Raw genomic sequence first — 12,386 nt, 5'->3', positions numbered from 1 at the left:
AGAATAACGCTAGTAAAACGTGTTAGTTGCTCACTTTCTTCCAACGCTTGTAGCAGAGGCTCGTTTTGTTCGCCCAGGTCGAGAATCAGCAGATTCCGATCTTGATCTTTCAATGCTTCAGCCACCAGTTGATCAATAGGCTGAGCCAGCTGCTGGGTTGTCTTTATGCAACGCAAACCAGGGTAAAGGCGCTGTGTGGCCTCATCAATAGGTTCAAGGCCATTCGCCCAAGCCAAATTGTAGTGGTAGAAAGTGGCTGGCTGCTGTTCTGTGGCAATGATTTCCTGGCGCAGATGCAGGTTGGGGGTTTCTGCGTAGTTTTCCTGCAACTGGTTAATGGCGTCGCCGTCAGCATCCACCAACCATACCTCTTCGGCCAGCTGGGTATAGCTGTCTACAGCGGGGTGAGTACCGCTGCCCAGGTGAATTAGGGTTTGGTAGCGGGCGATTGGGTGTTGTTCTGGCATGGTTACACGGTCTCAACATCGAACGTAATAAGTTGGCGTTGTTCTTTGGAGAACTCCACGCCGATCAGATGGCCTGTAGTGCAAATACAACTGGCCACAGGCGCGGTAGGTTGGCATCGCTACCCTTCTGAATCAGGGTTTAATAGCTGATTAACCGCCTGCTGAAGCTTGATTTGTTCTGTTTCTGGTAGGCAAGGTAACAGGGTTGGCAGGGTTTCTATGGCTTCCTGATACAATTCCTGTTTGTTTCTTCCACGCTGGATTTGTTCATGCATATAGTTTTCCATCCAGTGGCTTTGTGCTGCTCCTTGGTGTTCTGCCAAAAGTTTGATGCCTTCAACAGCGACTCTTAGCCTTTGCTCATAGGTGATGGTGTTTTCATGCAAACGGCTAGACGCCTGTACATCAGGCAAGTAGCCAATACGACCCGGAAATGCCTTGAACGCTCTTACCCAATAGTCAAAGTCAAAGCTGGCTTTAATATCGGTATTGAGTTTACCGATCAACGTCAGCATGGTTGCTTTGAAGTAAACCGTCGGCTGGCAGATGAAACACCCTTGCTGAAAAACCCTTTGCTCGGGTACCTCAGGGTTGGGGTCATGGATATCTGGCAAGGTGGCATAGAGATGAGTGAATTGACTCTTTTCATCAATATGCTGCCCTTGCCCATAACAGAGTATCCATTCCGGGTGGGCCTTAAAGGCATTGACTGCCCGCTCTACTGCTCCAGGCGTAAAGCAGTCGTCAGAATTGAGCCAACCGATGTAGGTGCCTCTAGCTTTATCCAAGGCTTTGTTAATAGCGTCCGCTGGGCCATTATCCGGTTCTGATGCCCAGCGTATGCGTTTATCTTTTGCGCTTCTGTCTGCCAGTAGCTCTTGCGTACCATCGGTGGAGCCTCCGTCCTGAACGATCACCTCAAGATGCTGCCAGCTTTGGGTAAGCAGGCTATCAAGTGCTTCCTCTATAAATTGCGCCTGATTGAAGGATGGCATCACTATCGATACAAGAGGGTGCTCGTTCATGACTTATTTGCTCACTTTCGACTGGTGAATGCGGTTCATATCGCTCGCCAACCGTTCCCAGTCCTCCCAACTTCTTGAGATCGGCGTACCTTTTTGTTTTAGCTCGCCAAGTATTTGAGGTAACTGCTCTATCAGTGAGCGAATCAGCTTCTGGTCGTGCTGCTCTATTTGCTTCCAGACGCTGGTGTCCATGCTGCCTGGTAGGGCAAAGCGCAATTCTAGTTTTGGGCCATGCTCGCTAACGCTTTCCTCAAACCACTTATGTAGCAGTTGCTCTTTTTGTTCAGGTAGCTCCAGCTTGGGCTGCTGGCCAAAAGCACCTGGCTTGACGGCAGCACAGGAGAGACAAAAGCTCCATTGGCTAGCAGTCGCTGCGCCAAAGGCCGGATTTTTGAGGTTGATTAACAGGTGTTCGTAGTCGCTATTCACCTGCTCATGGGTTAACTCCAGGTCTTGATAAACGAGCTCTTTCTCTGGTGCCGGCGCTTTGACCAAACGCCCTGCCCAACTTTGCTTGTACTGCTCATTAGCTGCTTGTAGCTGCTTAACCATCCGGCTGAGCTGGTGGTTTTCCTGGATGCTTTTTTCCAGGTTAACTTGCGTCTGATGAAGCTCTCTTAGCAAGGATTCATATTCTTGCGTAATTGCTGCAACTTGACCTTGGGCCGCTTTTTTAGCTTCAGCATTCAGGTGGTTCTGATGCAAAGCGTCTTGTTTCGCAACTGCATTAAGGTGGTTCTGATGTAATGCATCTTCAAGAGCAGTGTTTAGCTCTTCCTGTTTTTTGCTCAGCTCTTGATTCTGAAGGAAATGAGATTCCAGCTCTTCCTGTACCTGATGGAGTTGCAGTAGCAGAAGTTCATTTTCTTGCTTGCTTTCCTCCAGCTGCTGAGTGGTTTCTTTGACTTTTAGTTCAGCATCATTTTTAGCAACGAAGTTCAGATGATTCTGATGTAGAGCATTTTCTTTTTGCTTAGCAGCCTCTTGCAATGCAGTTTGCAACTCCTGCTTTTTTTTATTCAAATTTTGGTTTTGAATAAAATAGGTTTCCAACTCTTCCTGCACCTGATGGAGCTGCAATAACAGAAGCTCGTTTTCTTGCTTGCCTTCATCTAACTGATGGCGAATTTCTTCGACTTTTAACTCAGCTGCTTTTTAGCCTCTACGTTCAGATGGTTCTGGTGCAAGGCATCTTCTTTAGCAACGAAATTAAGATGGTTCTGATGCAAAGCATCTTCTTTTTGCTTGGCAACTTCTTCCAGCTCAGCTTGCAGCTCTTGGTTTTTTGGAAATAGTATTGCAGCTCTTCTTTAACTTGCTGAAGCTGCATCAGCTGAAGCTTGTTGTCTTCTTCAGCTTCTTCTAACTGTTGACGAATGTTCTGGCTTTGGTTTTCCAGCATTGGAAGCTTGCTGGCCAGAGTGGCCTGTTGTTGTAACGCTCGGTACTCCGTCAGCAACTGGTTGAGGGCGGTCAGGTCAATGTCTTCTCTGAGCCAGTCAAACAGTTTGCGAGTGGTGGCTTCACTTTCTTCCAGACCATTTAGCGGGTATTGCGCGGCGCGTAACTCTGTATAGAAGTCTGTGATATCAATGGATACTTTTTTCAGGGCCTCACGTGCCACCAGAGAAACAATCCCGCTGGTTTGCTCCTGGGCATTTTCCTGGGCTTGAGCGCTTTCAGCAGGTGTTTCCACCTGCTGTTCTGCTGTCTCCTGATCCAGAGGTAGTTGCCAGTGATCATGCGCTAGCAGTAGTTGCTTATTCAGGTGTTGCAGGGCATCTTGAGCATCAATTAACAGACAACGCTGCGGGTGTTTAAGGTAGAACTGTAATAGCTTTTTATGGCGCTGATGCCACTCTTTGATAAAGGCTTCGGCGTCTACCGAGCCTTCAGTTTGGCTAATTTTTTGGCAGAGTTCATCTTCCGGGCGAGTACACACCAATAGAAAGTGAATGCTGGGCTCCAAGTCAGCCCAGAAATCAAGCGCTTTGACGCTTTGTTCCTCATACCAGCCCCAAAGCTCACTTTCCAAATTAACAAGCAGCAGATCACTGGCAAGATTTTCCCAGAGCTTACCGATAGGCTGCTTTTTGGCTAGCGTATCCCCTACCTGTTGGTGCCAGCGGGCAAAGCTAACTTCTTTCTCACGCTTCAGGGATTTAGGGGGCTGCATGCCTGCCTTGTAGAATGGCGCGGCAATGGCTTCCAGAGTGGAGTTATCTGCCCCGGTTATACATAGTGCTTTCATTACTCAGTTCTTCCATAGCCATCTTCAAAACGCACGATATCGTCTTCACCCAGATAACTACCTGACTGCACTTCTATTAGCTGTAGAGGCACTTTACCGGGGTTTTCAAGCCGGTGCGTTTCCCCCATGGGGATATAGGTTGATTCGTTTTCTCTTAGCAAAAACTCCTTTTCACCACAGGTTACCAGCGCCGTGCCGCTGGCGACTATCCAATGCTCTGCTCTGTGATAATGCATCTGCAAGGAAAGGCGCTCACCTGGATTAACGGTAATACGCTTGACCTGATGGCGCTCTCCCAGATCAATCCCTCTGTAACAACCCCACGGGCGATGTACTGTGGTATGCAGATTGTGCTCTGCACGGCCTTCGGACTTAAGCTTTTCTACCAGCACTTTAACGTCTTGTGCATTGTTCCGGTCTGCAACTAGTACCGCATCATCTGTGGCAATGATAATCAGGTCATCAACGCCTGTGGTGGCCACCATGGCGTGTTCCGCGTAGATATAGCTGTTGCGGGTTTTATCCAGCAACACATCGCCACGGGTGACATTGCCGTTATTATCGTGCTCTTCAATTTCCCACAGGGCAGACCAGGCGCCTAGGTCACTCCAACCCATTTCCACCGGTACAACTGCCGCTTGTTCTGTGCGTTCCATAACGGCGTAATCAATTGAATCTGAAGGTGAGGCAGCAAAGGCGTCAGCGTCTACACGGCAGAAAATAAGGTCTTGCTGGCTGCCTTCTAATGCGCTGGTGGCGGCAGTAAGCATATCGGGTTGGTACTTTGCCAGTACATCAAGATATGTTTTTGCACTGAACAGGAAGATACCGCTGTTCCAGGCATAGTCGCCTGAATCGAGGTATTGCTGGGCCGTGGCAAGATCCGGTTTCTCGACAAAACGTGAAACGCTGAAAACGCCTTCTGCATTGCCTTCTTGAGATTGCCAGGCATCGCCGCGCTGAATGTAGCCGTAGCCTGTCTCCGGTGACGCTGGAGTGATACCAAATGTCACCAGGGCACCCTGTCGGGCGGCAACAGCCGCTTTCTCAACGGCTTGATGAAATGCTGTTTCATCCAGAATGACGTGATCAGACGGCATGACCAGCATTAATGCATCTGGGGTTGATTGGCTGAGGCGTAAGGCTGCTAAAGCAACTGCTGGAGCGGTGTTACGACCTATCGGCTCTAGAATGATATCGCTGGGCTCAATGTTGGCCAGGCGCAGTTGCTCGGCAATGATAAACCGATGCTCCTCATTGCAAACCAGCAGCGGTGCAGCGAAGTTATCGCCTTGTACACGCTGGGCGGTGGCTTGCAACATGGTTGTGCCGTCATCGCCATGCAGGGCCAGAAACTGTTTTGGATAGCCTGCGCGTGACATAGGCCATAGACGACTACCAGAACCACCAGAGAGAATCACCGGATGAATCATGTTTTGAACCTCTTCCCTTTTCAAGTTTATCTTAGACATTACGTTACTACTGAATATTGAATTTAGCTTGTATGTATTACCGCGTATCCCGCCCATGTGTCATTCCTGCGTGCTCTTAGCGGGAATCCATTGTAATTCAAGCACCCAGGCTTCAGTGGCAAGGTCAAAATGGATTCCCGATAACCCCACTCGGGAATGACGGGTTTAGCCGTATTCTGGAATAACGGGTGTAGGGCGCTTCAGGAATGGCAAGTGCAGCGTTGTTTCAGGAATGACGAGCCTCTTGCACTGAAGTCTCCATGATGGTTGATAGGCGATCTCTATAGATAGCACCACAATAATCAAGACCAAATTTTCGCAGATCCTCATCAGGATGCGTGTCGGAATTCTGGGAGTCTAATACACATTTATACATAAGCTTTGCAGCCTGCTGTTTATCAGGCTCAGCCCATTGTTGGCCTTCACCATAAAAGTACTCATCGGCACGAACAGGCACTAGCTTGTAATCAACCAGGTAGGTGTTTTCATCTGTGCAATATTCCATATTGCCTGAGAACCTTGTTGTGATTAGCGCTAACCCTAACAGCTTGGCTTCCGCTAACCCGCGTCCAAACCCTTCCGCGCGGTGCAGAGACACAAAACAATCACAACTTTTATATAGCGAAAGAACTTCTGATTTACGTAACTCGCCACTAATAAGCTGAATGCGTTTATCTTTCGTGATCAGCTTTGCCAACGCTTTCCAAGCTGAGTGCTTCGTATTTAAGTGGCTTACCTTGATCACTAGGCCAACACGTTTATTTGGTTGGTCTGCAAACGCTTCCAAAAACGCTTCTACTGTTGCTATGGGGTTTTTTCGTGCCAGGGTGGAATTCATATCAAATGAAAACACAAAGAGATAAGCATCTTCTGGCAGGTTCCATTTTTGCCTGTCTGCCTGCACATTTTCAGCATCGATTGAAACAGGTAGCGGCATAGGCAGAACAGGTAAAGAACCAGCAGCTTCTGAGTAAGCATCGGCAGTATAGCGGCTGATTCCCCATAGCTCATCAACGAGATTCAGGGCGTGATGCCATGCCTTTGGCCATTCGGGCAGCTCCCATGGCCATAAGCCAATATTGTAATGCCCTTCCAGCCATTCCAAGCCTTTCTCTAACGTCATACGCGTCATTTCTATACCGGTCATGCAGAAAATACTGATGGCGTAATCAAATTTTTCAGAAAGCCATTTCTCTGCACTGGTATCACGCTGGCTGACATTGCCCCCCGGCTCAACGTTGATGATATTGAAGGGGATCAGTGCTTCTTGCAGTGCAGCCGCCAGCATGCGGACATCTTCACCAATTCCTAATTCGCCCCGTGCATAGCCAACGAGATTGACGCCGAATGGTTTGGTGATGTGTTTTTTCTCCGCCTTTATAGGTTTGGGTAACGGTGCCATCAATTCAGTAATTTGGCTTTGATTGGGCTTATTGGTTGGCAAATGCCGCTTGACTTCATTGATCAGCCAGCTGATCTCATTAGCTTCAATTGGTAGCACGGAAGCTAATCTGGCAGTGTTTTGCAGGCGTGAAACTTTATATGGTGCAACTTTTTGTTGATGCTTATTTAAAGGCTCGTTCGGCTCAGGGGGTTTGTTTTGCCATTGAGCGGTAATATCGGCCACATTACTCAGAATTCTTTGTTCACCACCCGCTAATTGTGCGTCTTTGGGCAAAATCAGTTGCTGTGTGAAGCTATCGATATCACCGAAGGCTTGCTGTAGCGCGGCTAGCTGCCACGCCGGGCAATCGTCAAGTCCTGTCATCTGCCGCCCTTCACGGAAGTACCACCGGGCTGCACGATGTCGCATTTTAACGTTTCCCATTATCTGGGAGTGCCAATATTTACTTCTTGAAAACCCAGCAAGATACATGCCTACCGTGTAGCTTTTTTGCCAGGCACACTTTTTAAGATATGGCATCTCGACGGGTTGCATAAGCTCATGATTCCATTCCTCTATATCGCGTAACACCGAATATTGGCGACGCCCCAGGTAGGCACACCAGGCAAGGAAGCGGAGATAGGTTTCAGGGCTATTGTGCTGCAAAGGGAAACGTTGTTGTAACGCTGGACGTAGAAGCCATACTACCAACATGCCGGTATAAAGACGTGTAGGCAACACAAAGGGAAGGTCAACCGGTTGATGATAAGGATGTGTACCATGGAGCTGGGCTGAATCCACACTGTTCTCATTGCCCCTGTTTTCCCTGTCTGTCACTCACTGCCTCTCTTTATCGATATTAAATGGCTTGATAAACATGCGCTGCTGCAAAAGGTAACCCTTCAGCATCTTTCCGAGACACGCTTGGAACACTCTCTCTTACTAACGGCCATTCTATGGCCAATGTAGGATCATCCCAACGAATGCAGATTTCACTTTCAGGGTGGTAGTAATCAGTACACTTATACTGAAACTCGGCTTCTTTACTGGTTACATAAAAGCCGTGAGCAAAGCCTGGTGGGACCCAAAGTAACTGCTTGTTCTCTGCGCTTAGTATGGCACCTACCCACTGACCAAAGGTGGGGCTACTTTTGCGTAAGTCTACCGCCACATCAAACACTTCCCCCCGGGTCACGCGTACTAGCTTGCCTTGGGGCTTTTCAAGCTGGTAGTGCAGGCCGCGAAGCGTGCCTTGTATCGATTTGCTGTGATTGTCCTGCACAAATGTATAGGCACCACAATAAGCTTCAAACTCGCTTTGGCGAAACGTTTCCATAAAGAACCCGCGCTCATCGCCGAAGACTTGAGGAGTCATCAGCACCACATCTGATATAGCGAGTTTTTCGAAGTGCATAGCTGATAGGTTACGTAAGTTATTGATCAAAAAAATGAGAAATTTAACGCCTAGTTGCCACAAGGCCTTGAAGGTATTGACCGTACTGCGTTTTCGCTAGCTGTTCGGCGAGCTCAATCAGACGTTCATTGCTGATCCAGTGTTGCTGCCAGGCAATTTCTTCCAGGCAGGCAATTTTGAGCCCTTGGCGGCGCTCTATGGTCTGCACATACTGGCTGGCTTCCAACAAACTGTCGTGGGTACCGGTATCCAGCCAGGCAAAACCCCGGCCAAGACGCTCTACGCGCAAATCACCACGTTCAAGGTACGCGTTGTTGACGCTAGTGATTTCCAGCTCGCCACGGGGGGAGGGCTTGATCTGCCGGGCAATATCGATGACATCATTATCATAGAAATACAGGCCTGTTACCGCGTAAGGTGACTTAGGCTTTTCAGGTTTTTCCTCTATGGATACGGCGATACCGTCCTGGTCAAACTCCACAACACCAAAGCGTTGTGGATCTTTTACCTGATAACCAAAAATGGTGGCACCTTTTTCTTGCACCCGCGCACGTTTGAGCTGGTCAGAAAAATGCTGCCCGTGGAAGATGTTATCTCCCAGCACTAAGCACACAGGGCTATCGCCAATAAAATCTTCACCAATAAGGAACGCTTGCGCCAGACCATCCGGGCTTGGCTGCTCGGCATATTCAAAATGCACGCCAAAATCACTGCCATCACCTAGTAGCGCTTTGTATTGAGGAAGATCCTGCGGCGTTGAAATCACCAATATTTCCTGTATACCCGCCAGCATCAGTACTGAAATCGGATAGTAGATCATCGGCTTATCATAAATTGGCAGTAGCTGCTTGGAGACACCGCGGGTGATGGGGTGTAACCTTGTGCCCGAGCCCCCGGCCAGGATAATGCCTTTTCTTTGTGAGTTTTGGCTCATAGTGGGCTCTTTCATTGGTTTAGCTAAGGGTTTTCATTTTTAGCCACGGACACTCACGGAAAACACGGACAAAGTCAAAAGCAACAACTCAATAACAAATAAATGGTTTTGTCCGTGTCGTCCGTGGCGAATAACGTTTTTTTTAATTACTGAGATGTTCTTTAAGCGTTAATGCTAGCTGGCTCTGCCAGGGCGGCATGGTGATGCCTAGTGCGCTTTCTAATTTGCCTAGCGCCATGCGTGAGTTCAGCGGGCGCTGGGCGGGAGTTGGGTAGTCAACCGTAGGAATGCCTGCGGTGCTTTCAGGCGTAATCGTTAGTGCTTCCCCTGCTTTTCGGGCTTGACTGAAAATTTCGCTGGCGAAGCCTTGCCAGCTGGTTTCACCTCTGGGGGCGAGATGGTAAATCCCTGTCGGGATATGAATAGTTAATGGTGAGTGGTGAGTGGTAAATGCCAGCGCGGTGACTTGAGCGATTAGGCGGGCGGGTGTGGGCGCGCCGATTTGATCGTTGACGATGCTTAGCGCTTCCCGCTCGCGGCCCAGGCGCAGCATGGTTTTCATAAAGTTGTTGCCACGCGCGGCGTATACCCAGCTGGTGCGAAAAATCAGGTGGCTGGCACCGCTGTTAACCACCGCTTCGTCCCCTTCTAGCTTGGTTTGGCCGTACACGCTTAACGGGCCAGTGGGGCTGTCTTCTTGCCAGGGGGGTTCGCCGTTGCCTGGGTAAACGTAGTCCGTTGAGTAGTGCACCAGGGGAATGCCCTGCTTCGCTGCATATTCCGCTAATTGCGCGGGTAGCTCGGCATTTAGGCGTTTAGCCTGCTGTGGCTCGCTTTCGGCTTTATCCACTGCTGTATAGGCCGCTGCATTGAGGATTAAGCCAGGCTGGTGTTTGGCAAGGTAAGCCTCTACTGCATCGGCGTTGGTTAAATCGAGCTCTTGGCGTGTCGGGGCCAGGATAGTACCGAAAGGGGCAAATTGGCGCTGTAGCTCAAAGCCAACCTGGCCATTACCGCCAGTGATGAAGATGTTCATGAAATACTACCCAGTCGTTGGCCTTGGTAGCTGCCGTCTTGCACACGTTTCCACCAGGTTTCGTTGGCGAGGTACCACTGCACGGTTTTGCGTAGGCCGGTTTCGAAGGTTTCTTCTGGCGCCCAGCCGAGTTCGCGTTCAATTTTGCTGGCATCAATGGCGTAGCGTACGTCGTGGCCGGGGCGATCGGTCACGAAGGTGATGAGCTCACGGTACGACCGCTCTTGTGGCACTAGCTCTTGAAGCAGGTCGCACAGTGTTTCAACAACGGTAAGGTTGGCTTTTTCGTTATGCCCACCAATGTTGTAGGTTTCGCCGATTTCGCCTTCTGTGGCCACTTTGATTAAGGCGCGGGCGTGGTCTTCTACATAAAGCCAATCGCGGATTTGCTGGCCATTGCCGTATACCGGGAGGGGTTTACCGGCCAGGGCGTTGAGAATCATCAACGGGATCAGTTTTTCCGGGAAATGGTACGGGCCGTAATTATTTGAGCAGTTGGTTACCAGCGTGGGCAGGCCGTAAGTACGCTGCCAGGCGCGCACTAAGTGATCAGAGCTGGCCTTGCTGGCCGAATATGGCGAGCTAGGGGCGTAGGATGTTTCTTCGGTGAATAGGTCGTCGGTGCCTTCCAAATCGCCATAGACTTCATCTGTACTGATGTGATGGAATCGAAATGCATCACGACGCTCACCTTCCAGGCTATTCCAGTAACTACGTGCCGCCTCTAGCAGTACTGTGGTGCCAACTACGTTGGTTTGGATAAACTCGGCGGGGCCATCAATGGAGCGGTCTACATGGCTCTCGGCAGCCAAGTGCATAACGACATCGGGTTGGTGCTGTTCAAACAGTTGTTGCATGGCGGGTGCATCGCAAATGTCGGCCTGCACAAAGGCATAACGCTCACTGGTTTCAACATTGACAAGCGATTCTAAATTCCCTGCATAGGTGAGCTTGTCTACATTCACCACACAGTGGGTAGAGTTTTGGATAAGCTCACGCACGACCGCTGAACCAATAAAGCCAGCGCCGCCGGTAATTAGGAAAGTTTTGTTCGCCATGTATTACATTCTTGAGTTTGCTATTCAGTTTGTTCAGCAGCGGTGTTGGAGCCGCCCTGCTCTTGCTTGAGTGCTTCTAGGTGACGTTGGGCATTAGCTATTTGCTGTTGCCTCTTGGGGATGTCATCACGAATATGTTTACGGTAGATAGGCAGTAAATTTTGTTGGTTAGCGATTTTTAATGCTCTTTGCGCCTCCGCCAACTTGCTTTTTGCTTGCTGTAGGTGTTTGTCTGCTTCGGGAATGTTGCTGGGCAAACTGTCAAACCGCTTGGGCTTATGCGCTGCCTTGGGCTTAGTGACCTCTTTGCCACTATCAACGTCTGCGTGATAGGCCTTGATCGCTGCATTAATATCGTCATGCCAGTAGGCGCGGCCCTCTTTTAGATACAGCCCTGCTTGGCAGAGGTCTTTAAGGATGCCTTCCGAGTGGGAAACCATAATCAGCGAGGCTTTACCAATTCGCTCTTTAAATAAGGCTTGTGCTTTGGCTTTGAAAGCACGGTCGCCTACGGCGGTGGCTTCATCCGAGATATAAACATCAAAATCGAAGGAGAGGGAAAGCCCAAACGAAAGCCGTGCGCGCATCCCTGATGAATAGGTACGTACAGGCTCATCAAAGGCTTTGCCAATTTCGGCGAACTCTTCAACAAACTGGATGACCCGTTTTACTTCTTTTGAACCACTACCTTGTGTACGGGCGACGAACTTGACGTTTTGCCGCCCGGTCATGTTGTTTTGCATGCCGCCAGCCAGCCCCACCGGCCAGGAAACGCGGCTGCGGCGGATGACTTCGCCGCGTTCGGGTTTGTCCATCCCGGCGATCAGTTTGAGCAGCGTGGATTTACCCGCGCCGTTGGCACCAATCAACCCCACGCTCACCCCCGTGGGGATCGTGAGGTTAATGTCTTTGAGCACCCAATCGCTGCCGTGGTGGTTGTGGTAGCGTTTGTAGAGGTTGTTTATTTCGATCATTTGGTAGTGGTTGCCGATGGTGTTTCGATGCGGTTTGGTGGCGTTTCAACATTCCGTGGCGTAAAGGGCCGCCGCGCGTAATTGCACGCTTTCGAGGTTGGCGATGTTCGTAGCGCGGCGTAAGCGGAGCGCACCCGCGAAGCACCCCGTTAGGGGTGCTGGTGAGGCCAGTGAGGTTTGCTCGGTTACTGTGGCTTGATCGGGGCGGCTAGGGCCGCCCTTCGCGGGCGCCTCTTTCGCTCGTTGCTCTCGCTCTTTCGTTACGCCGCGCTACGGGGTGGTGGCTCGCTTGACTATTACGTTGTGCAACGGGGTTGCACGCTTTCGAGGTTGGCGGTGTTCGTAGCGCGGTGTAAGCGGAGCGCACCCGC

General features: G+C 50.1%; 11 protein-coding genes. All 11 read right to left on the bottom strand.

Going from position 1 to position 12,386, the window contains the following annotated elements:
- Window positions 1-467, bottom strand: a 467-nt coding sequence (locus tag B7L72_RS18535; protein ID WP_176212855.1) for a hypothetical protein, incomplete at its 3' end; no start/stop codon positions are given.
- 119 nt (window positions 468-586) lie between these two features.
- Entirely contained in the window at window positions 587-1,492 is a 906-nt protein-coding gene (locus tag B7L72_RS08415) for a glycosyltransferase family 2 protein (protein ID WP_081193724.1), read from the bottom strand.
- Between the two features lie 3 nt (window positions 1,493-1,495).
- Window positions 1,496-2,572: a hypothetical protein gene (locus B7L72_RS08410; RefSeq protein WP_081193722.1), complete on the bottom strand. Its 1,077-nt coding sequence runs from the start codon at window positions 2,570-2,572 to the stop codon at window positions 1,496-1,498.
- 88 nt (window positions 2,573-2,660) lie between these two features.
- Entirely contained in the window at window positions 2,661-3,743 is a 1,083-nt protein-coding gene (locus B7L72_RS08405) for a hypothetical protein (protein WP_081193720.1), read from the bottom strand.
- The gene (locus B7L72_RS08400) at window positions 3,743-5,215 is read right to left on the bottom strand and encodes a mannose-1-phosphate guanylyltransferase/mannose-6-phosphate isomerase (RefSeq protein WP_303245521.1); all 1,473 of its coding nucleotides are present in this window, start codon (window positions 5,213-5,215) and stop codon (window positions 3,743-3,745) included. The genes B7L72_RS08405 and B7L72_RS08400 overlap by 1 nt, the downstream gene beginning before the upstream one ends.
- Window positions 5,216-5,441: 226 nt before the next feature.
- The gene (locus B7L72_RS08395) at window positions 5,442-7,400 is read right to left on the bottom strand and encodes a glycosyltransferase (RefSeq protein ID WP_254893784.1); all 1,959 of its coding nucleotides are present in this window, start codon (window positions 7,398-7,400) and stop codon (window positions 5,442-5,444) included.
- Between the two features lie 58 nt (window positions 7,401-7,458).
- On the bottom strand, window positions 7,459-8,013 hold the full coding sequence (gene rfbC / locus B7L72_RS08390) for a dTDP-4-dehydrorhamnose 3,5-epimerase (RefSeq protein ID WP_081193716.1): 555 nt from the start codon (window positions 8,011-8,013) through the stop codon (window positions 7,459-7,461).
- Between the two features lie 43 nt (window positions 8,014-8,056).
- The gene (gene rfbA, locus B7L72_RS08385) at window positions 8,057-8,947 is read right to left on the bottom strand and encodes a glucose-1-phosphate thymidylyltransferase RfbA (protein WP_081193714.1); all 891 of its coding nucleotides are present in this window, start codon (window positions 8,945-8,947) and stop codon (window positions 8,057-8,059) included.
- A gap of 142 nt (window positions 8,948-9,089) precedes the next feature.
- Window positions 9,090-9,983 (bottom strand): dTDP-4-dehydrorhamnose reductase, encoded by an 894-nt coding sequence (gene rfbD / locus B7L72_RS08380; RefSeq protein ID WP_081193712.1) that lies wholly within the window; start codon window positions 9,981-9,983, stop codon window positions 9,090-9,092.
- A complete protein-coding gene (gene rfbB, locus B7L72_RS08375; protein ID WP_081193710.1) occupies window positions 9,980-11,041 on the bottom strand; it encodes a dTDP-glucose 4,6-dehydratase in 1,062 nt (353 codons plus the stop codon). The genes rfbD and rfbB overlap by 4 nt, the downstream gene beginning before the upstream one ends.
- Window positions 11,042-11,061: 20 nt before the next feature.
- On the bottom strand, window positions 11,062-12,015 hold the full coding sequence (locus B7L72_RS08370; protein WP_081193708.1) for an ABC transporter ATP-binding protein: 954 nt from the start codon (window positions 12,013-12,015) through the stop codon (window positions 11,062-11,064).
- Between the last annotated feature and the right edge of the window lie 371 nt (window positions 12,016-12,386).

The organism is Halomonas sp. BC1 (assembly GCF_002078135.1).
GTDB classification, from domain to species: domain Bacteria; phylum Pseudomonadota; class Gammaproteobacteria; order Pseudomonadales; family Halomonadaceae; genus Vreelandella; species Vreelandella stevensii.
Note: the sequence above shows the minus strand (reverse complement) of the source record. Positions and strands in the feature narration are given on the sequence as shown.